The following is a 19534-nucleotide window of genomic DNA, read 5'->3' on the forward strand; positions in this document are numbered from 1 at the left end:
TTATTGCTGCTGTCCCTCGGTAAAGATTTGGAAGGTCACGCCGAACTTGTCCGTCACGATGCCGTAAGCTGGGCTAAAATGGGTTTCCTGCAAAGGCATTTGCACCTGACCGCCTTCTTGCAGCGCATCAAAAAACTGCTTGGCCTTTTCCTTGTCGTTGGTGGTGACACAGATGGTGACTTGATTCCCGATTTGGTGAGGCTGACCTGGGAACGCATCGGAGAACATCATGTCGGTTTCGCCCACTTTAATGGTAGCATGTGCTACAAGGCCCTTCGCTTCTTCAGGCATGGTAAACTCAGGATTTTCCGGCATATCGCCGAAGCTCGTGGAGAATACAACCTGTGCCTCCAATGCTTTTTCGTAAAACGCAATCGCTTCTTTGGCATTTCCATTCATGATGAGATAAGGAAACAGGCGCACTGTCATACTAAAATCATCTCCCAGTAATCAAATTTATCCATTCATTATTGCCCAATCTGCAAACTTATAACAATGATAGCATGTCCAGCTTTCATCGATTTCTCTTCGATTGCTTTTTTGAGGCTGTCCACTGTACCGTTGATCTATTCCCGATTCGCCTGCTCATCTTCCTCAGGCGCTACGACTCTCAGCCTGCTCTCTTCTTTCTCTTCCACAATATGCTTGAGCATCGAGAGCTTGTTTGTCCAAAACTGCTCGTAAAAGGCAAGCCATTGCTGCAACTCCTGCAAAGGCTCCGGATGTAGCCGGTACAATTTTTCCCTGCCTGCCTTTCGCCCGCTGACCAGCTTCGCATCGGTCAGTACCTGCAGATGTTTGGCGACGGCTGTTCGGCTCATAGGAAAGTGAGCCGTGATCGCGGAGATCGGCAACTCTGAGCCAGCCAGCAATCGAAGGACTTCTCTGCGGGTGGGGTCCGCAATCGCTTGAAACACATCGTGCTTTTGAGCTGCGGGCAACACTTAGCCCTCCACAACCTTTTTCAGCTTCTGTACGATACCTGCCCAACCTTGGTCCATGCGATCGCGAATGACCGCCGCATCTTCTTTGGCTTTGGGTACGAGGGTATCTGGTTGCTTCCATCCACCGTGAATCAGGGTAAATTCCGTCTTGTCCCCCACTTCTTTTAATTCAAAGGTAACAAACCATCCATCTGTATCCCAGAGAAAAGAGAGGCGATGAGGCGGCGTCAGCTCGGTCACTTTGCAAGGTGACGGGCCAAATGGCGATTGGATGTGAAATTCGTATCCAATTTCTGCCTGAAAATCGTTCGGCATAAACCAGGAGGCAATACCCTCCGCAGTTGAAACGGTATCCCATACTTTTTGAATCGGGGCTTCAATCGTCACGGTATGCTTGATAGCTGGCAATCCTTGTTGTTGATCTGCGCTCATGTTCATTCTCCTTTTATTCGAAATAAAACCTTTTGGTTTCGCTTTTTGATTATATAAAACCTTTTGGTTTCACGTCAACATATAGCTTGCCTCGATCCAGCCCCGTCTATTCCGTAATTTTTTCCATCTCTCCAGTCCTGCTGTATAAGCCGGACAGTCATTTTATGCTGTCCGGCTTGCTTTTTGTAACAAAACCGATTATGCTTTTGTTCTCCTATGGTTTCATGCAGCCAAACCTTACAAAAATGTAAGGTTAAGCATCCCGATTGTAAGAAAGATCGATTTTACAACCGCTAGATCCTCGCTAAAGTAGATCACAGACCGGGTCTGCTCCTGTGTCTTTTGAATGTGACACACAGCTATTTTTTGCAAGACTGGAGGAATCATCGAATGTCTCTCGTACAGTACGATCTTGAGCTTTTTCGCTCTATCAATGACCTTGGAAAAGAGTATGCGTTTCTAAACCCTGCCGCCATTTTTATGGCCGAGTACACCATGTTTCTTTTAGGCTTGGGCCTCATCGTATACTGGTTCACACGGACCAAGCAAAACAGGATGATGGTAATCCAGGCAGTGGCTGCTTTCGTGATCGCAGAAGTGTTTGCAAGCGTGGCTGGTCACTTCTTTTCCCATCAACAGCCCTTTGCCGTTTTGCCGGATGTCAACCAGTTGATCCAACACAGCATTGATAACTCGTTTCCGAGTGACCATACGATCCTGTTTTTTTCCATGTGCTTTTCCTTTCTGTTCGTGCGAAAAAGAGAAGGCTGGCTTTGGGTTCTCCTGGCGCTATGCGTAGGCATTTCCCGGATCTTGGTAGGCGTGCATTATCCGGTCGACGTAGTTGTCGGGGCACTGCTGGGTATCCTGTCCGCGTGCATCGCCTATCTGGTCATACCTCAGCTCTCATTCGTTGCGAGCTTGCTGTCTGTTTATGAAAAAGTGGAGCGACGCTTCCTCCCTTCCAAAAGCAAATCAACTGATCTTTCCTAGAGCAGGGGGCCACTGATGATGGCCCCTTTTTTGTTTGTGCAAAAGGAAAGCCGATGAGGTTGAAAATAGACACGACTGTCGTTTATAATAAAAACGACAATCGTGTCTATTTTATAAAAAGGAGGTGATCTCCCTGTGGCTCCACGCGTAAGCGATGCGTATAAAACGCGAAAAAAACAGGAATTGCTCCAGGCAGCCCGACGCATTTTTGTCAGGAAAGGATATACCCGGGCTACCATGCAAGACATCATGGAAGAGGCTGGTGTTTCCAGAGGAGCCCTGTACGCCTATTTTGAGAATATCGAGCATGTCTATCTGGAATTGCTGCGCAGCGACGATCAGACCGATATTCAGCTTTTTCTCCCCGATGATTCCTGCACAGCTTGGCAACAGCTAAAAAGATGGGTGTACAAGCAACAAACGCTGATTGAGGGAATTGAGCACTCCCTGTTGCTGGCCAATACAGAGTTTTTCTTGTCCATGCATAACCAGAAACCGAGCGAAGGCTCCTCTTATTTGCATGCCCGTTATGAGCGGATTGTGGAGGTCCTCATCGAATTTTTCCAGCAAGGGGTGGCCAAAAACGAGCTGCAGCCCCAGCAACCAGTGGATTCGATTGCTCATTATCTGGTGTCGTTCATCGATGGACTGATGCTGGACTCGTTTCACATGGGACCTCATCGGACAAACGTACCTGCTCAAATAGAGGTGCTGTTGTTTTCCCTGCAAGCGATGCTGTCCCCAACAGATGAAAACTCACCCAAGTAAAATATGTCCGCGTACAAAAAGGAGGAAGAGGTTTCCATATGTTTGAATCTGCCAGAATCTGTTTTCGCAAAGTTACTGCTGATGATGCAAGCATTTATCATGCGTGGAGAAATGACCCCGCGGTGATGAAAACCACCAGCCTGTCGCTGGACGTGTTTACCTTGGAAGAGACCGCCGCTTTTGTGCAAAACGTGATTTTGGGCTCAAGCTCCGGGAAAAGCTACATGATCATCGACAAGGCCTCCGCCAATCCGATCGGCATCACTTCGCTGATCCAGCTCGATGAGAAAAATCGCAATGCTGAATGCATCATTGACCTGGGCGAAAAAGAGTTTTGGGGCAAAGGCTACGCCACAGAAGCGTTAAAGCTGTTGCTCGATTACGCCTTTCTGGAGTTGAATCTGCACCGGGTGTCCCTCCGTGTTTTTTCATTTAACGAAAAAGCGATACGCCTCTATGAAAAACTCGGATTTACGCATGAAGGCCGCTCCAGACAAAGCGTCTTTCGCGACGGACAATGGCATGACATTTGCCATATGGGGATGTTGCAGAGCGAATACGTACGTGATTAGAAATCTTCCAAATATTGCATTCAGAAGCGTGAATTGCTATGATAACGCCACAGTAACGTCCCTGAGATAGAGATACGTGCAAACGTTACATCACAGGGGCGTTCTGTGGTGTTTTTATTTTCAAACCTGCACGCCATTGCGGGAGTATGCCGACTAACCTGCGTCCATCAAGGTATTGGAAAAAGCGGGCTTCCAAAAGGAGGGGATCGCCAGAGAAAACGTAAAGATCAATGGCAAATGGGAAGACCATCAGGTGCTGGCGATCATCAATACGGACCAGACTGACGACTAAGCAAACTAGACAAACCATTAGGAGAGAGAGAAAACCATGACTATGACAAACAGAGCAATCGCCTTTGACGGTTTATACAATTTCCGCGATATCGGCGGTCTCCCCACAACAGATGGCCGCAACATGAAAACAGGCATTCTATTTCGCTCCGATGAGCTTTCACGCTTGTCTGCCGGCGACCTTGGCAGACTTCAAACGCATCAAATCAAGGTCATCTGCGATCTGCGGACGCAAACGGAACGGAAACAAAAGCCGGATCGCGTCCCTGCCCATACCGGCATTCACCAGGTGAGCATCCCGATCCATCACGAAAGCCAGGAGATGAGCCGGCTGGATTTTTTCAAGCTGCTGGTAAGCAAATCCAATGATCTGAATTTCGAGCACATTATGAAAGATTTTTATCACCGGATGGCCTTTGAACGGACAGGCCAAGTCAAGGAAATCATCACCCTGCTTGCCGAGCAAGACCATCTTCCCGCACTGATTCACTGTACGGGCGGCAAGGACCGGACCGGCTATCTTTCTGCCTTGATTCAGCTTCTGGCCGGCGTTCCCTACCAGACAGTGCTGGATGATTATTTGTTTTCGAACGATTTGATTCAGCCCCGCATGCAAAAAATCCAGAGGTATATTCGCTGGATGAGTTTGTTCCAGATCTCTCCGGAACGGATGAAGCCGCTGATGGAAGTGCGCCGCGACTATCTGGAGGATAGCCTTACTGCCGTTTTGAAAGAGTATGGAACGGTTGAGGATTATCTGATGAAAGCGTGCGGGATAGAGGAAAATTACCTGCTTCGACTGCGGCACATGCTGGTGGAGTAAGCGATCAAGGCCAGAACGAATGATGCGGCCAGAAAGGAATTGATCTCCTGATGCGCCCCGAACAGATAGAAAAAATCACGTCTGCTTTTCCCTGCTTCTCCTCCGTACCGAAAGAGGTATGGGGGCGTGCAGAGGCCTCGATCCTGTCCGTTCCCGCTCAACCCCTGATGGGAGAGGGCCATATGTTTACACATGCCTCCTTTGTGCTGAAGGGATGTGTGCGCATTTACAAAATCAGTCCGTCCGGCAAGGAGTTGACCCTCTATCGGGTGAAAGGCGGCGAAATATGCGTCATCATGATGGCCAGCATCTTGGGGGAAACCGGCTATGAAGCCATTGCCGAAGCCGAAGAAGAGACGGAGGTGCTGGTGCTGCCCATCTCCCTTTTTACCCGCTGGATGGACACGTATAAAGAGCTGAGGCAGTTCATTTACCGCTTGTTTGTGCGGAGAATGGTCTCTGTGACCAGCATGGTTGAAGAGATGAGCTTTCACTCCATGGAGCACCGGGTGGCCAGTTTGCTTCTGCGTAAAGCTGCGGGTCGCTTGGACGGCCCTCTGTATGTCACGCATGCGTCTCTCGCTGAGGAGTTGGGGACGGCCCGAGAGGTGGTCAGCCGGGTCCTGAAGAAATTTGAGCAGCTTGGATGGGTGCGCTTGGGGCGCGGCAAAATGTATATTCTCGATCAGGCGGGACTGCGTATGAAGCTGGAAGTAAAGTGACAAGATCACGGAAGCCTTCCTCCCTCCTCCCCTACAATGGGATTGTACGAAAATACAGGAGGGAGAAAAGACATGAGAAATCTCGGACGTTTGGATCGCGTGACCAGAGTGGTGAGCGGGACCGCTTTCCTCTCAATGTTCTGGCTGGCGACAGGGCCGTGGAAATACGCGGGTCTGTTGGGTGTTGTTTTGCTGCTGACAGGTCTGGCCGGCACCTGCTTGTTTTACAAAATTTTGGGTGTGAACACCTGTCGAAAATAGGTGACACTCCCTGTACGCACTTATTTGATCATGTGCTTGACCAGCTCCACCATCTGTTTTTGCACCTGCTCATCCACCTGGTTTCCATTGATCAAATAGGCGATTTGATACCACACCCCATCGTGGTAAAAATCGATCTCGTTTGCCCGGGTAGCCAGCAGATTTACTTGCTTTTCCTTTTCATTCCACACATAGTACGTGTACACCGGCGAGCTGTTGGTCTGGATAATGTGGTGGTACATCGGCACATCCTCCCGAAGCGGCTCCACTTCGATTTTGTTGCCGAATGTATCCAGACCCGGCTGAATTTCTTTCATGAGCGCAAAAGGATTTTCGCCCACTTCTGTCATTCGGATGATAAAAAATTCGTTGCCCTCGCGCCCGTACTCATCCTTTTCGCGCAAATAGGTCAACTGCAGCTGGTGTTGGAGCTTCTCTTTCCCTCCAGATTGAAATTGCACCAGAAAGGCCGTTGGTTTTTCTACTGGAAATGGCAGTTGGCCCGGGTCGATCAGATTGAGATGTTGCTTGAGTGATTGCGGCAAATGCGGCAGGACTTGATCAATTTCAACGGGTTGGTAGTAGGTGGCCTTTTGAGGATCAGATACCACCGGATAATACTCACTTCGGGCAAAAGACCCTTGTTTGGCTTTCGGTAATGTCTGTTCGGCCTCGCAGCCGACGAGACTCATCATGATGCAGACCAACAGGGCTGCCCGTTGCATTGGATTCATGGTTACGTTTTGCTCCCCCTTCTTTCTTCCTTCTAGCGCGTGAAACGGCTGTTTATCGCATATTCCTTTTTTCCCGGGAAACACCGGCAGCCGCATGCTTCTGAAAAATCTCCGCTACCCATGCATAGCAGACGTCCAACTGTTCGTCCGTGACAAGAGTGGACTGATGCTCGAACATGATGCGCACCTGGTTGTTTTCCTGGGCAATGATATTCAAATACTGTTCAATCGGAGCCCAGCCCTCTTCGGGCGATTGCCCGGGCAAAACCGGGTGACGCATTTGCTTGACTTTGGTCCCCTCTGTCACTTGCATCGTCCACAAATGAATGACGGCTGCATATTTGGCGTATCGGCTGATGACAGGGAGCGTCTGAAAGTACGGGTCTATTTTTTCCTGCCAAAAGAGGCGGCCCGTATCCAGGCAAAGCTTGATGGCTGGATAGCGCAACAAGAGATTCTCCAGCACGTCTGTCTCATAGACATAGCGATTCAGCGCGTCCAGCTCCAGGATTGGAACAAATCCATACTGCCTGCTTTTCTCCGTCAGCCATTGAAACAGCGCTTCACTTTTTTCCTGAAACATCTCCAAGCTGTAGGTACTTTCAAATAGATATTCAGACGCATCATAAAATCGCCATTTCTCCCAGTTGACCCTGTCGTCCAGTATCACAGGCTTGGGATAGTGAAACAAGACATAGGCGGGCTGCAGTCTGCTGGCGACAAAGGCCAGTTCGTTTTCGATATAGGCATAAGCCTCTTGATGCGCCGAAGCATCCGGCGAAAGGAACAGGGCGTCCCTTAGCCTCGAATGACCCGCGCGCAAAGGAAAATGAATCCCGATCTGAAAACCCTGCCGCTTTGATTCCTCGGCAAGGCGGGTAATCTCTTCCGGTTCAGAAAACAGACAGGCTTCGATGCCAAAGAAACCGCTGCGAAAATCTCGCTGGTACTTTTTCAGGTCAAAGCCGCCGTACAAGCCAATCATGAATCTGTGCATGAGATCGCTCCATTTGCCAGTTTGATATCGTTGAGTATTCTACAAAATCGGATACTCCCCTTTTTTTCTGTACAAAACGCTCATGACCGTTTTCCCCTCTCGACGGGTAACAAAAATGTTAACCTGTGCAGGCGATCAGAGAGGGGACGCTTTTCACAGAAAAAAGCTGGCGACGTCAGACCGCAATGAAAAGAAGGCGCCGGCAGCAGTTCGTGGGAAATGCTGCTGGCGCCTTTTCAGCAATTATGCAACGCCATATCATTTATCCATTAAATGGAAACGAAATCAATCTCCTCTGGAACGACACAGACAAGCGAAAGCAAAAACCTCAGCCAGCCTAGCTGCGAAGGGCTGCCAGATCAAACCGGGGAACCAGCCCTTCTTCGGCAGCCCGGCCGAGAAGCGCTTCGACCGCTGCGTAGCCGTCTTCTCCCAACTGGGCTGTAAAGCTGTTGACGTACAGGTTGATATGCGCCTTGGCCACCTCGGGGTCCATCTCCTGTGCGTGACTCATGACATACGCTTGGGATGCTTCCGGATGGGCCCAGGCGTATTCGACAGAGGCACGGGTCCACTCAGCCAGCTTGTCCAAATCCAGGCTGCGGCGGGCGATAATCGCGCCGAGCGGGATCGGCAGGTTCGTCTCTTTTTCCCACCAGCTTCCCATGTCCGCGAGCAGGGTCAGCCCGTATTGCGGATAGGTAAAGCGCGCTTCATGAATGACCAGCCCCGCGTCAATCAGACCGTCGCGAACGGCAGGCATGATCTCGTGAAACGGCATGACCACGATTTCTCCCACCCCGCCCGGTACATTTTGGGCGGCCCAGAGACGGAACAGCAGATAGGCGGTGGATCGCTCACTGGGAACTGCCACCCGTTTGCCGGACAGCACGGCAGGATCAGCCGCCTCCTCGCCTCCTTTGGTCAAAACAAGCGGTCCGCAGCCACGGCCGAGTGCACCGCCGCAGGGTAGCAGGGCGTACTCGGACAACAGCCAGGGCAATGCGGCATAAGAAACTTTGAGCACCTCCGGCCCTTTTCCGCTCGCCGCAAGACCGTTGGTAATGTCGATATCGGCATACATCACATCAAGCTGCGGGGCTCCGGGGATCAGTCCGTGGACCCAGGCGTGAAAGACAAAGGTGTCGTTGGGACATGGTGAAAATGCAATCTTCATGATAGTACCTCCCGTAATACGTGGCATGCTGATTCTAGTGCATTCAGCGCATCCTTGATGCGCCAGGCTTCGCGGTCGCGCGGGCCGATAGCGTTGGAGACGGCGCGGATTTCCAGGGCGGGCAGACCTTCACTTTTCGCAGCCGATGCCACCCCGTAGCCTTCCATGGCCTCCGCTGCTGCTCCTGGTACGCGGGCAGCCAGCTCTGCCGTTGTCTCAGCTGTTCCCGTCACCGTGGAGACGGTCAAGATCGGGCCCATACAGACGGACAACCCTGCAGCTTGCAGCTTTTCCGTCATACGTGCTGCCAATGTGGCATCAACCTGCACCCGGGCAGAGCCGAAGCCCAGCTCGTCCACGCTGCAAAAGCCTTCCGCTGTCTCTGCGCCCAAATCCGCTGCGATGATCTCGTCGGCCACAACCAGCGAGCCTATCTCTGCCCTGCCGACGAAGCCGCCAGCGATGCCGGCGCAAATCACGAGGCGGTACGCAGCATTCGTTGCCAGTATTTTCGCGGTACTGACCGCTGCCGCAACCGCTCCGACTCCCCCTATCCGAACGTCAAATCTGCCGTCGCCGCCTAATCCTCGCAAAACTGCGTCGCGTTCAGGCGGCACAGAGACCATGACAAGGATACGCTCGCTCGCACCACTCTGTCCGACTGCGGCAGGCGGTAATGAAGCGGCTGCTTTGTTATCTGGATTCATTTTCCCTAGCTCCCTTTAAATTTGTTTGCAAGCTCAGTTCTCGCTCATGAAAAACACTCACATTTAAAGTTATCCTTATCTGCCTCCCGTGTAAAGGGATCGGGTGTCTGGACTGTTTGCTTGCATTTCCCATTCCACCTGCCCTATAATAATAGGGATAAATCTAAAAAACAGGGGATGTCTTGATGTCCGCGTTGGTTCTTAACTAATCAAATTTGATAGGGGATTTTCCTGATTCACTTTGCAAAAAACCACGAATTTTTGTGGGTTATTTGTGATGGAAAAGTCAGGGGATACCCAATTAGTTAAGAACCGGCATCCCTTACCATATCTTTCGATTGTTGACTGCAGACGGCCGTGCTCTTACGCACGGCTTTGTTTGTTTACAGGTATGTTCAAAAGCAGCACACGTTTCTTTGCTGTGCCCTTTGACATATGTCTTCGGTCAACCCCTTTTCAAAAGGCAGAAGATGGACGCTGAGTTCCTCTTCTGCCTTTTTTGTTTTGCAAAAATATCGATGAAACGAGTGATTCCATTGAAAAATTATATCGAACTGACAAGCAAACAGGTACGACTCCAGGAAGGACCGCAAGCCATCGAAAAGCTGCTGTTGGAATGCTACCTGCACCCCGGCACTTCCACCAAAGAATTGGCCCGCAAGCTGCTGCTGCCTGTTCCGGTTACAGCCGCCATCAAAAAGGAGCTGATCAAGCTGGGGGCGCTTCGTCAGGATCGCGGAGTTAGCTGCACAGCGGATGGAACTGCGTTTCTGGAAAAAAAGCGAGGGTTTGACGGCCTCGACATCGGCTTGTACCGCAAGCTGATGAATGCTGAAATGGATTGGAGGGAGGAGCTCGCTGATATACTCGCGCAGCTCCATCCATTACTCGAAGGCCGCCCACAGGTAGATGTACAGATCGACCAATCGAAATGCACCCCAGAAACGAGTTTGAAGCGAGCCATTCTCTGCCTGCGCGAACATGCGCTTGTCGGCGGACGAATTCTCTGTGTCGGCGACGATGATCTGGTCAGCGTCTCGCTCGGCCTGCTGCTCAAGCGGTTATTCCCGCAGCAGTGGGAAAACAAGGCAAGCATTACGGTCGTTGATATTGATGAGCGCTTTCTACGCTATATTGCGGAATTGGCGACCCGTGAAGGGCTGCCGATTACCTGCACCCGTGCGGATCTCCGTCAACCGCTTTCCCCGAAGCAGATCGGGACGTTTGACTGCTTTTTTACCGACCCTCCGTACACACTCCCGGGGATGAGCCTTTTTGTCTCACGCGGGATCAGTGTACTGCAGAAAAAGAAGGGGCTGCCGATTTATCTGTCGTTTGCCCATAAATCACCTGAGTTTATGCTGGATATGCAGCGCGAGTTTATCCGGATGGGGCTGGTCGTCACCGAGGTGATTCCTCATTTTAATGAGTATGAGGGAGCAGAGATGATCGGCAACCGTGGTCAGATGATCGTTTTAAAAACGACAGAGCAGACCCTCCCCCGGATAAAAGGAAGCTTTGATGAAGCGCTCTACACCGGCGAGGTAAAACGAACGCTGCGGACCTACCGCTGCCGCGGATGCGAGGGAAGCATACAGGTTGGGTTTCAGCAGGATTTTCCGACGATTGAAAGGTTAAAAATGAACGGATGCCCCCTTTGCCAGCACGATACGTTTGATTTGGTGAAAAAACGGTCAGTGTAGGCTGGGCGGGTTCCCGCAACCACTCATCGCCCCTCGCAGGTCCGTCTATCGGATGATCGCTGAAGACTGCAGAGGCCCATCACTAAATACAATTTGCCCGGCTATGCGACGATTCCGTTTCTGTTAAAAAGCCGGGCGTTTTTATGGTCGCACTGACATTGATGGGACAAACCTTGTCTGATTGTACGGGAAACATTTTGTTAGAGAATGGAAATATGGCGTCTATAAAAGGAATTTTTTACCATGATGTCGAACCTATCTTTTATGGCAATCATCGATCCCATATGGAGGAGAGCATGTTCAAATACCTTGTTTTTACTCTTATGATCACAGTCCTTTTGGTCTGTACAGGCATCGCTGCTCTGGCAAAGGATTTCGCCGCGCCTGCCGATGCCCAGAAATTTGCGAAAGAACAGTTCCCACAGATTTTTCAAAGCTACTACGAGACGCTGGATGACCCGACCCGCTACGGCCTGGAGAACGAGATCGGCAATATCTCCTTCGGCCCTCTCCATCCTGTATTGGCTTTTACGCCAGAGTTTCTGCACGGGAGCCAACCAGCCGACAGCTATGCCGCAGAGCCGTCAGACTTATGGATTGCCGGGATTTATCAAAACGGAATTCCCCGCCTGGCCATCAGTCTCTATCAAAAGGAGGACGGTACCTATTCGCTTGCGAACATCGGGTATGGCAAAGACGTGGCGCTTGCGCTGGAGGATGTAAAAGCAGGAGAAGGCGTGATCGAGGACGGTCCCACAAATTCCTGGTACGCCTTTTCCCCAAATGCCAGCGATCCAGCGCGCAGCCAAATTCGCCCGCTGAACGATATCGCGAAAATCATAAGTCCCTCTGTATCCACTCTCGCTGAACTCCAGCCACTTTTGCATGAGCATTATGAGCAAAAGTTCGGCAGCAATTGGCGCCAAACAGAAGAAAACGCTCACGCCGAAGCTGGCGGAGCGGTACGCGCAGGAAATCATGAAGGCAAGGGCAGGACGCCGCTTTTCATCATGGGAGTTCTCTTTACCGTTACTGCTTTTCTGCTCATGAACGTCAAAAAAGTCGGCATTCGATCCAATCAGAATTCTCAACAATAGTACCTGAAAGAAAAGGTTTCATATCCCCCGAAGCCCTCCTGATCACCGCAGTCCCTCAACACACTGCAAAGATGCAGGAGGACTTCTCGATTACAGTGTGCAAGCCGACTTACAATTTTTTGCCACAGCTTGAGCAGTATTGATATTCCTTTTTTACTCGCTCGCCGCAGTAAGGACAAAAGGCTTTTTCCCCGCCAGATTCCTTTTCCTCTGTCTCATCGACTATTTCGTCGACGATTTGCTTCCCGTATAGACGATTCAGGGGATCGCCTTCTTCCCTGGAATCCGTGATATCAAATAAAGACATCCGTTCTTTGGAGGTCGCATTCTTGTAATGATAAATCGCTTGAAAAATGCCGATCCCCACGAATATAATACCGAACAGCGGAAAAATGGTTCCGACTAGCGGAAATGGGGCATCTCTCGTCATCGCAAAAGCCATAATCGTCCAAAAAATCCCAAAAGCGACCATGGCAAGACTTCCCGCAGCCCCCACGGCAGACGGCCCACGACCCGGTTTTATACTTTTCACGCGCAACACCTCCCTCTGTTTTTCATCTTATCTCAAAACGGATTGCGCCACAAACGGTGTCATTCTGATCAATCAATCACCCCATGTAAATAATACAAAATTTTTACTATTTTTTCGTTAGATTTCGTCGTGTCGCGTCGTTATATATAGACGCTACTATTAGGAAGTTTGTTACTACCATCCTGGAGCCTTTCAGAGCTATGAGGTTTAAACTACTTCCATAATGTAGGGAAATGTAGAGGGGGGAGATGATCTTTTAATGGTTGCACACGTCGTGGTAAAAGTACTGTAAAAAATATACAAGGAGCGGGATCTTAATGAAGAAAAAGTCGTGGTTTGCGATGGGTGTATCGTTGGCTTTCGTTTCAGCCATCTCATTATCCGCACATGCTTCTCCGTTTGAGTCACCAAAAGCGGAACGAGTAGGAACACAAGTTCATCTAAATTCAAATTCAAGTTTTGTAGATGATTTGAATAACCCTAAAGATTTTTATAAGTATGATGGTGTCCCCCAAGCTGAAAAAGTTTCTACTGAACAGGTATCGAAAAATACCCGGAGAGCAAATGATCCTTTAAATGATTCCATACAACCTTTCTCTAAAGACGTACCGACAGAATTTTGGAATATAGATCGGAAAGGTACCTACACGGCTAATATATATAACTTACGCTCCCTGCTATATACAAACTATTATTTCCAGCCCAGTCCAAAGGGTGAGTTATATGTAGAAACTGATATTAATGAAGATTACGGTAAAAGCGCTACGTATACGATCCACTGCTATGACCTTAGTACGGGTAAGAGTGTTACGAACTGGAAGGGTACAGCCGGTACCGTTGAGAAAATAAGATTTTATAATCTAAACGAAAGCAAAAATTATTATTTTGGATTCGATTTTAATTCCAATACGGGCACTTTAAGTGGAACGGCTGATATCTCTTACAAATAGACTTGAAAAAGAACTAAGAGGGGCTCTACGCCCCTCTTCCCATCACAACCGTGCGATCACAGATCGCCTTCACATCTTCCTTATCATGCGTCACAAAAATACAGGTAATCTGGGCCAGCTTCAATATATCACGCAGCTCCTCCCTGATCCGCTCCTTCAAATCTGCATCGAGATTGCTGAACGGCTCATCCATCAACAGGACGGATGGCTTGGGAGCAAGCGCACGGGCCAGGGCTACACGCTGCTGCTGTCCTCCGCTCAGCTCGTGCGGATAGCGATTCTCAAAGCCGGTCAGCTGGACCAGCTCCAGCATCTCCGCCAAGCGTTGTTTCCGTTCTTTGCGCGAGAGGCGATGAAGACCGAACACGATGTTTTGCGCCACGGTCAGATGAGGGAACAAGGCATAGTCCTGAAACACCATCCCCACACCGCGCTCCTCCGGCTCCACAAAGCGCTGCCCATCTACCACCGTCTTGCCTGCAATCGTGATCGAACCGCCCGCGGGCTCCTCCAATCCGGAAATCAGACGCAGCAAGGTGCTTTTGCCGCTGCCGCTCTGTCCCAAAATCCCGACGATTTCCCCCTGGGAGATCGTGAGCGTGAAGTCCTGGATGGTCTTTTCTTTTGCCTTGGGGTAGTAAAAAGAGAGTTCCTTGATTTCACAGAAGCTCATCGCTCTTTCTTCTCCTCTCCGAATCGTTGGAATACGAGTACAGTAATCATGCTGATGCCAATAATCAACAGGGATGGAATGGACGCCTCTATAATCTGCTCGTCATTGGCGTACTGATACGTCTTGGTCGCCAGCGTTTCAAAATTGAACGGACGCAGCAGCAGGGTAAGCGGCAGCTCTTTGATAATCTCCACAAACGTGAGGACAGCCGCACTCAGAATCGCGCCTTTGATCATTTTCAGATCGACGGCAAAAAAGGTGCGCGTCATGCCCAGCCCGAGCATGCGGGAGGCCTCGTAATATTTTTTCCCGACTTTCTCAAAACCCGTCTCCACCGAGTTGAAGCCAATCGCCATAAAGCGGATCACATAGGCCACGATCAGCATCACAATGGACAAGCTGAGCACGAGCTTTTGATCGCCCCAGCCGAGTGATCGATACACCCCGGCCAGACTTTTATCCAGCGAGATAAAGACGGCCAAAACCCCGATCGAGATAACCGCCCCCGGGACAGAGTATCCCATCGCGATCAGCTTGGCTGCGATATTGGAAAAGAAGGATTGCTTGATGCGGCTGACGTTGGCTGCGATCACGGCAAAAAACACGACGATGGCCGTTGCGATCAGCGACACGACCAGCGTGTTGGACACCAGCTGGGCGAAGCCGCGATTCAGGACATGGGCATACGTGAGCTTGGCCCATGCGAGCAACTGCACAAACGGGATGAGAAACGAACAGGCAAAGATCAGGAAACAAAAGACAAAAGCGAGTCCTGCGGAAAACCGCCCCATTTTTTTCGGCGTGAGCGGTCTTACCTTGCTTGTCGAGGAACTAAACTTCTGACGATTTCGCAAGTATTTTTCCAGAATAAACAGGCCGATCACCGCTACCATCAGAAAGGCTGCCAGTCGAATCGCCGAATCCAGATCATACATGCCAAACCAGGTCTGAAAGATCGCCGTGGAAAAAGTGCTGATCCCGAAATAGCTGGTCACGCCAAAATCATTCAAGACCTCAAACACAACAAGACTCACGCCCCCGACAATCGCGGAGCGCGAGAGAGGAAGAACGACCTGAAAGAAGATTTGGACAGGGCCTTTGCCAAGCAACCGGGCATTTTCAATGTAAGAGGCGCTTTGCCGCTCCAGAAACGTCTTGGTAATCATGTAGACGTACGGAAACAGGAACATCGTAAAAACGAAGATGGCCCCTTTCATCGACATGAAGTCAAAATACTTCTGATCCAGGGTCAAGCCGAACTGATTGCGCAGCAGCTTTTGCACGGCTCCCGTGTAACTGAGCATCGTACTGTAGGTGTACGCCCCGATATAGGGTGGGATCGCCAGCGGCAAGACAAAAGCCCAGCGAAAGAGGCGTTTCCCTGGAAAATCATACGCCGTCATCAGCCAGGCGAGCGTCACCCCGATCATGACCGTAAAAAGGCCGGTAAACAGAACAAGCCAAAGCGACTGGAGCACATATTCTTTCAGCATAAACTCTTTGATGTGCTCCCAGTTTTCGTTTGGCTTTTGGAACAGATTCAAGAGAATATAAAGGTTGGGCAGCAATACAATTGCTACCCCAACCAGACTGAGTGCCATCCACCCGTTCCTGTTCCGTTTTATGGCTTGCAGGAATGCGTGTCTGCTCATATTTACTTCCAGCCTACTTTGTTAAAGATTTCGAGTGCCTTTTTGTTGTTTGTTCCCAGCTTCGCAAAATCAATCTCTTGCGCTTTAAACGTGCCCCAGGATTTCAAAAGCTCCGGCATCTCCGCTTCCGCATTTACAGGGAACTCATAGTTTTCCTGCGAGATCATGCTCTGTGCTTCTTTATCTGTCAGGAATTCCATCAGTTTGACGGCGTTTTCCTTGTGTTTGCTGTGCTTGGTCAGACCCACTCCGCTGATGTTGATATGCGTGCCTGTCGTCTCCTGATTCGGGAAGAATACGCCGATGCTTTCGCCGACCTTCACTTCTTCCGGATCTTTGGAATTTACCATCAGTCCGACGTAATAGGTGTTCATGATGGCCACATCGCCGACACCGGCTACAATCGCTTTGGCCTGGTCACGGTCGCCGCCTTTCGGCTCTTGCGCCAAGTTGGCCGTGATCCCTTTTGCCCACTCCTCCGCCTTCTCCTCGCCGTTCAGGTCGATGAAGGATGCCAGCAGGGACTGGTTGTACAGACTGGTCGAAGAGCGTACCAATACTTTGCCTTTCCATTTATCAGTCGCCAGGTCTTCATAAGTCGAGAGCTGTTCTGGCTTTACACGATCCTTGGAATAGGCAATCACGCGAGCGCGAGTGGCAATCCCGATCCATTCATTGTCTTTGTCGCGGAGCTGTTTGGGCACATGCTTGTCGATGGCCTCGGATTGCACAGGCTGTAGAACGCCATTTTCCTTCGCGGTATTCAACACGCCGCCGTCTACGGTGATAAACAAGTCAGCTTCCGTGCTCTCCCCTTCGCGTTTCAGACGCTCGATCAGCTCTTCCGCTTTTCCTTTGACCATATTGACTTTAATGCCTGTTTTTTGGGTGAAGGCTTCCATTAATTTATCATCAATTTCATAGTGACGTGCCGTATAAACATTCACCACCTGATCTTGACTCTGCTTTGCATCAGGTGTTCCGGTGTTTGCCTGTTGTTGATTTGCTGTATCTGTTCCTGTACTCGCTCCACTGCTTCCGCACCCTGCAAGCAGTCCCGCCGCCATTACGGCTGTCAGAATCGAAGCAGTCAGTTTTCCACGTTTCATATGTATAGATCCCCCTGAAGATGATAATGAGAATTATTATCTATTCGTTTCTGATAATACAGGGCCGCTTAGATATTGTCAAGCCTCAACTTTCAATAAATGAGAATCATTCTTAGGAACAATGCCAGGGAATACGGGAGACAGCAATGGTCCTCCGAGCGTTGGACCGAAAAAATGGAGCAGCTCTATTTGTACGTAAAAGGAAAAACACCTCGGCGAATCAGACGATTCAGGAAAAAAAGCCGGGCGCGGCACCCTCCTTCGCTTTCTCGCCCCCACCATCGTTGGGACCAAAACGAATGGAAATTTCTTGTGCACCGTCTCCCGGCTTCCTATGTCCTTCCTGATTTTTTCTTTTTGAGAATCCTGACCGAAACCAATCACTTTGACGATTGAGCCGCAGGTCCACTGCTAATCACGGCCTTGGCATGCGGCTCCAGATCAAACCAAAAAATCAGGTCTCCTTGGTCATTCTTCTGAGGAGGCTTTTTCCCATTTACCCATACCTCCGTTGCCCGTACGGCCATTGACAGGCCGGAGATTTTCTTTTCACCGTCATTGTAAACATGGATGGAGCCGTTTGGATCATATTCGAATCTGACTTGCTCCAGAGCCAGCCAGTAGTCCATCATCTCGCGGACGGTGGCCAGGTAAAGCTTTTTCTGATCCCGCAGGCTGGCCATTTTTTTCAACAATTGGTCAAAGCCCGGCTGGATGACGAGTTCTCCCTGCGGGTCCCGCTTCAGGAAAGCCCCGGAGGTCTTCCACTTCGGCACGCGCGAGAGGTAGACGTGGTTGATCAACACTCCTCGATCCTGGATCAGTCGCGCCAGATTCTGGTCCGAATACACGCGCATCGTATTCTCCGGCACAATCGCGGCCGCCCAGGAATAGAACGGACCTGTCACCGTGGGATGGGACCAATACAATGGCGTCCGCTTGTCATCGCCCCGGCTGGATTGAAGCAGATCTAAAGCCTGGTTGACGCTGGTTATGTCCTCCGAGCTGTAATGCCAGAAGTAACGCGTATCATACTTCTTCCATAAATCCGCCAGATAATAGGGCGTTTTGATGTTCAAGCCTTGAAAACCGAAGCTGTTTTTCAGATAGCCATGGTCGATCCAGGTCACGCTGTCAAACTCTTTTTTCATCGTATCCAACACGCGATCGGCAACATCGCGGTACAGGTGGAACTCGTACGGGTATACCGTGTGCAGCCCGATCTCCATCCCCCTCTTCCGCAGATCTTTTAGATACGCAAGGAATTCCGGACTCTCGCTGATGGCGACGTTAATCGGGTTCTGCGGCCGATAGTAGGGATTGGCGAAAAACACGCTTTTGGTGACGGGGATGCCGTATTTGACAAAACCCCCGACGGCTTTGTCCGGACTTTCTACCTTCTCCGAGCCGTAGTATACCGCGCGATTGCTGGCGAGGCTCTGCTCATCCGCATGCTCGGTCCAGACATGTGTCGCCAGAAAACCGTAGGGCTGATTCATCAGCCTGGGCATCAGAATCGGCTGGTAGCCGACGACCAGGGAAAACGAGTTGATTCTCTCTTCCGTCGCTTTGTACTCGGAGGCGTGCCGCACCTTTCCTACCTGCTTTCCTTCCAGCTCCTCCACATAGCGATGGTCACTCATATGATCGAGATTGACCTGCAACTGATTCTGCACCGTCAGCAGCTCCAGCGAGGAAATATGCGGCGTGTGGTAGACAAGCGCGGTCTGTTTGCCTTGTCCGAATCGCACCCCTTCCCGATCCAGCCAATAACGGGCTTGTGTGGACAGGGCGTCGACCTTTCTGTTTTTTCGATAAACCTCTGATACTCGCTGGGCAAAACCAAGCACGAGCGACTCTCGAAAGACCTTAGTCTGCTGCTTGTAAGTCGTTTTGACCTGTACATCGATCTCGGGGCTGTTTTGCTTGAATTGGTACATCGTTTCTACCCGGGCCACAGGTGTTTCACCGGTCACCGTTAGCTGCAGACCATCCGTTTTTTTCTCAGCCTGAACCGTTGCAGACTGGTATTGTCTGACGATCGTGCGGTTCCACCTGATAAACATATTGGTATCCATTTCTTTGTTCAACGGCGGTGAAAAGCTGAGTTCATCGCCCGCAACCTGTGTCACCTTGGCCGTATGTACGAGCGGCGCGTTCAGACGCCCGCCAAACGATTCCGAACGAATCTCAATGCTGCTGCCCACAGGAATGGCCGGAGCCGCATCCAGTTTGATTTTGCTGGTTCCAACCGGAATCTTGGGAACGAGCAGATTGTAGATATCACCGTATTCTGCTGCATAATCCACAGAGCGTAGAATCTCTTTTCCTTCTGCATCAGTCATGCGCACATGTCCCTGTGTGTCCCAGAAGACAGCATAGTAGGGATTTTGATAG

The 19534-nt window shown here is 50.4% G+C and carries 21 protein-coding genes and 1 pseudogene; 10 read left to right on the forward strand and 12 right to left on the reverse strand.

Translation table 11 applies throughout. The features are described 5' to 3' along the window. The 3 genes from NDK47_RS22210 to NDK47_RS22220 all read right to left on the reverse strand — a co-directional run bounded on the left by NDK47_RS22210 (position 1) and on the right by NDK47_RS22220 (position 1376). Positions 1-429, reverse strand: coding sequence for a VOC family protein (locus tag NDK47_RS22210; protein WP_251871919.1), 429 nt, complete (start codon positions 427-429; stop codon positions 1-3). Between the two features lie 137 nt (positions 430-566). Then, complete coding sequence (locus NDK47_RS22215; RefSeq protein WP_251871920.1) at positions 567-944, reverse strand: ArsR/SmtB family transcription factor; 378 nt, start codon at positions 942-944, stop codon at positions 567-569. Further along, positions 945-1376: an SRPBCC family protein gene (locus NDK47_RS22220; protein ID WP_251871921.1), complete on the reverse strand. Its 432-nt coding sequence runs from the start codon at positions 1374-1376 to the stop codon at positions 945-947. It lies immediately after the preceding gene. Positions 1377-1766: 390 nt separating this feature from the next. Here NDK47_RS22220 and NDK47_RS22225 point away from each other — a divergent pair, with 390 nt between their 5' ends. The 7 genes and pseudogenes from NDK47_RS22225 to NDK47_RS22255 all read left to right on the forward strand — a co-directional run bounded on the left by NDK47_RS22225 (position 1767) and on the right by NDK47_RS22255 (position 5806). Next, positions 1767-2369, forward strand: coding sequence for an undecaprenyl-diphosphatase (locus NDK47_RS22225; RefSeq protein ID WP_251871922.1), 603 nt, complete (start codon positions 1767-1769; stop codon positions 2367-2369). 135 nt (positions 2370-2504) lie between these two features. Beyond that, positions 2505-3137: a TetR/AcrR family transcriptional regulator gene (locus NDK47_RS22230; RefSeq protein WP_251871923.1), complete on the forward strand. Its 633-nt coding sequence runs from the start codon at positions 2505-2507 to the stop codon at positions 3135-3137. A gap of 38 nt (positions 3138-3175) precedes the next feature. Beyond that, on the forward strand, positions 3176-3709 hold the full coding sequence (locus NDK47_RS22235) for a GNAT family N-acetyltransferase (RefSeq protein ID WP_251871924.1): 534 nt from the start codon (positions 3176-3178) through the stop codon (positions 3707-3709). 160 nt (positions 3710-3869) lie between these two features. After that, positions 3870-4001, forward strand: a pseudogene (locus NDK47_RS22240) (GNAT family N-acetyltransferase); the annotation flags it as partial. A 36-nt stretch (positions 4002-4037) separates the two neighbouring features. After that, positions 4038-4823 carry a tyrosine-protein phosphatase gene (locus NDK47_RS22245; protein ID WP_251871925.1) on the forward strand — a complete coding sequence of 262 codons (786 nt, stop codon included), beginning with the start codon at positions 4038-4040 and terminating at the stop codon, positions 4821-4823. Between the two features lie 50 nt (positions 4824-4873). Continuing rightward, a complete protein-coding gene (locus tag NDK47_RS22250) occupies positions 4874-5545 on the forward strand; it encodes a Crp/Fnr family transcriptional regulator (RefSeq protein WP_251871926.1) in 672 nt (223 codons plus the stop codon). Positions 5546-5617: 72 nt separating this feature from the next. After that, positions 5618-5806: a YgaP family membrane protein gene (locus NDK47_RS22255; RefSeq protein WP_251871927.1), complete on the forward strand. Its 189-nt coding sequence runs from the start codon at positions 5618-5620 to the stop codon at positions 5804-5806. 20 nt (positions 5807-5826) lie between these two features. Here NDK47_RS22255 and NDK47_RS22260 read toward each other — a convergent pair whose 3' ends face one another. The 4 genes from NDK47_RS22260 to NDK47_RS22275 all read right to left on the reverse strand — a co-directional run bounded on the left by NDK47_RS22260 (position 5827) and on the right by NDK47_RS22275 (position 9421). Next, positions 5827-6540, reverse strand: coding sequence for a hypothetical protein (locus NDK47_RS22260; protein WP_251871928.1), 714 nt, complete (start codon positions 6538-6540; stop codon positions 5827-5829). A 52-nt stretch (positions 6541-6592) separates the two neighbouring features. Then, entirely contained in the window at positions 6593-7537 is a 945-nt protein-coding gene (locus tag NDK47_RS22265) for a sugar phosphate isomerase/epimerase (RefSeq protein WP_251871929.1), read from the reverse strand. Positions 7538-7874: 337 nt separating this feature from the next. Then, positions 7875-8714 carry a 1,4-dihydroxy-6-naphtoate synthase gene (locus NDK47_RS22270; protein WP_251871930.1) on the reverse strand — a complete coding sequence of 280 codons (840 nt, stop codon included), beginning with the start codon at positions 8712-8714 and terminating at the stop codon, positions 7875-7877. Then, entirely contained in the window at positions 8711-9421 is a 711-nt protein-coding gene (locus NDK47_RS22275) for a futalosine hydrolase (protein ID WP_251871931.1), read from the reverse strand. The genes NDK47_RS22270 and NDK47_RS22275 overlap by 4 nt, the downstream gene beginning before the upstream one ends. Before the next feature lie 536 nt (positions 9422-9957). Between NDK47_RS22275 and NDK47_RS22280 the strand changes: the two genes are divergently transcribed. Both NDK47_RS22280 and NDK47_RS22285 read left to right on the forward strand, forming a co-directional pair. Then, a complete protein-coding gene (locus tag NDK47_RS22280; protein ID WP_251871932.1) occupies positions 9958-11124 on the forward strand; it encodes a bis-aminopropyl spermidine synthase family protein in 1167 nt (388 codons plus the stop codon). A 296-nt stretch (positions 11125-11420) separates the two neighbouring features. Next, a complete protein-coding gene (locus tag NDK47_RS22285) occupies positions 11421-12221 on the forward strand; it encodes a hypothetical protein (RefSeq protein WP_251871933.1) in 801 nt (266 codons plus the stop codon). Positions 12222-12330: 109 nt separating this feature from the next. Here the strand turns inward: NDK47_RS22285 and NDK47_RS22290 are convergent, their stop codons facing one another. Further along, positions 12331-12753, reverse strand: a complete 423-nt coding sequence (locus tag NDK47_RS22290) for a zinc-ribbon domain-containing protein (RefSeq protein WP_251871934.1) — start codon at positions 12751-12753, stop codon at positions 12331-12333. Positions 12754-13070: 317 nt separating this feature from the next. Here NDK47_RS22290 and NDK47_RS22295 point away from each other — a divergent pair, with 317 nt between their 5' ends. Continuing rightward, positions 13071-13703 carry a hypothetical protein gene (locus tag NDK47_RS22295; protein ID WP_251871935.1) on the forward strand — a complete coding sequence of 211 codons (633 nt, stop codon included), beginning with the start codon at positions 13071-13073 and terminating at the stop codon, positions 13701-13703. A gap of 25 nt (positions 13704-13728) precedes the next feature. Here NDK47_RS22295 and NDK47_RS22300 read toward each other — a convergent pair whose 3' ends face one another. The 4 genes from NDK47_RS22300 to NDK47_RS22315 all read right to left on the reverse strand — a co-directional run bounded on the left by NDK47_RS22300 (position 13729) and on the right by NDK47_RS22315 (position 19482). After that, entirely contained in the window at positions 13729-14376 is a 648-nt protein-coding gene (locus tag NDK47_RS22300) for an ABC transporter ATP-binding protein (RefSeq protein ID WP_251871936.1), read from the reverse strand. Then, positions 14373-16028, reverse strand: coding sequence for an ABC transporter permease (locus tag NDK47_RS22305; RefSeq protein ID WP_251871937.1), 1656 nt, complete (start codon positions 16026-16028; stop codon positions 14373-14375). Before NDK47_RS22305 ends, NDK47_RS22300 begins: the two co-directional genes overlap by 4 nt. Before the next feature lie 2 nt (positions 16029-16030). Continuing rightward, a complete protein-coding gene (locus tag NDK47_RS22310; RefSeq protein ID WP_251871938.1) occupies positions 16031-17137 on the reverse strand; it encodes a Fe(3+) ABC transporter substrate-binding protein in 1107 nt (368 codons plus the stop codon). A 380-nt stretch (positions 17138-17517) separates the two neighbouring features. Further along, positions 17518-19482: a hypothetical protein gene (locus NDK47_RS22315; protein ID WP_251871939.1), complete on the reverse strand. Its 1965-nt coding sequence runs from the start codon at positions 19480-19482 to the stop codon at positions 17518-17520. Positions 19483-19534: the final 52 nt, after the last annotated feature.

The sequence above is a fragment of the Brevibacillus ruminantium genome (assembly GCF_023746555.1).
GTDB classification, from domain to species: Bacteria; Bacillota; Bacilli; order Brevibacillales; family Brevibacillaceae; genus Brevibacillus; species Brevibacillus ruminantium.

Bases quoted from the DNA above. Each gene is read 5' to 3' on its own strand.
- NDK47_RS22245 (WP_251871925.1), top strand. From the start codon at position 4,038: ATGACTATGACAAACAGAGCAATCGCCTTTGACGGTTTATACAATTTC.
- NDK47_RS22300 (WP_251871936.1), bottom strand. From the start codon at position 14,376: ATGAGCTTCTGTGAAATCAAGGAACTCTCTTTTTACTACCCCAAGGCA.
- NDK47_RS22210 (WP_251871919.1), bottom strand. From the start codon at position 429: ATGACAGTGCGCCTGTTTCCTTATCTCATCATGAATGGAAATGCCAAA.
- NDK47_RS22220 (WP_251871921.1), bottom strand. From the start codon at position 1,376: ATGAGCGCAGATCAACAACAAGGATTGCCAGCTATCAAGCATACCGTG.
- NDK47_RS22270 (WP_251871930.1), bottom strand. From the start codon at position 8,714: ATGAAGATTGCATTTTCACCATGTCCCAACGACACCTTTGTCTTTCAC.
- NDK47_RS22310 (WP_251871938.1), bottom strand. From the start codon at position 17,137: ATGAAACGTGGAAAACTGACTGCTTCGATTCTGACAGCCGTAATGGCG.
- NDK47_RS22305 (WP_251871937.1), bottom strand. From the start codon at position 16,028: ATGAGCAGACACGCATTCCTGCAAGCCATAAAACGGAACAGGAACGGG.
- NDK47_RS22315 (WP_251871939.1), bottom strand. From the start codon at position 19,482: ATGACTGATGCAGAAGGAAAAGAGATTCTACGCTCTGTGGATTATGCA.
- NDK47_RS22250 (WP_251871926.1), top strand. From the start codon at position 4,874: ATGCGCCCCGAACAGATAGAAAAAATCACGTCTGCTTTTCCCTGCTTC.
- NDK47_RS22225 (WP_251871922.1), top strand. From the start codon at position 1,767: ATGTCTCTCGTACAGTACGATCTTGAGCTTTTTCGCTCTATCAATGAC.
- NDK47_RS22275 (WP_251871931.1), bottom strand. From the start codon at position 9,421: ATGAATCCAGATAACAAAGCAGCCGCTTCATTACCGCCTGCCGCAGTC.
- NDK47_RS22235 (WP_251871924.1), top strand. From the start codon at position 3,176: ATGTTTGAATCTGCCAGAATCTGTTTTCGCAAAGTTACTGCTGATGAT.
- NDK47_RS22260 (WP_251871928.1), bottom strand. From the start codon at position 6,540: ATGAATCCAATGCAACGGGCAGCCCTGTTGGTCTGCATCATGATGAGT.
- NDK47_RS22285 (WP_251871933.1), top strand. From the start codon at position 11,421: ATGTTCAAATACCTTGTTTTTACTCTTATGATCACAGTCCTTTTGGTC.
- NDK47_RS22255 (WP_251871927.1), top strand. From the start codon at position 5,618: ATGAGAAATCTCGGACGTTTGGATCGCGTGACCAGAGTGGTGAGCGGG.
- NDK47_RS22265 (WP_251871929.1), bottom strand. From the start codon at position 7,537: ATGCACAGATTCATGATTGGCTTGTACGGCGGCTTTGACCTGAAAAAG.
- NDK47_RS22295 (WP_251871935.1), top strand. From the start codon at position 13,071: ATGAAGAAAAAGTCGTGGTTTGCGATGGGTGTATCGTTGGCTTTCGTT.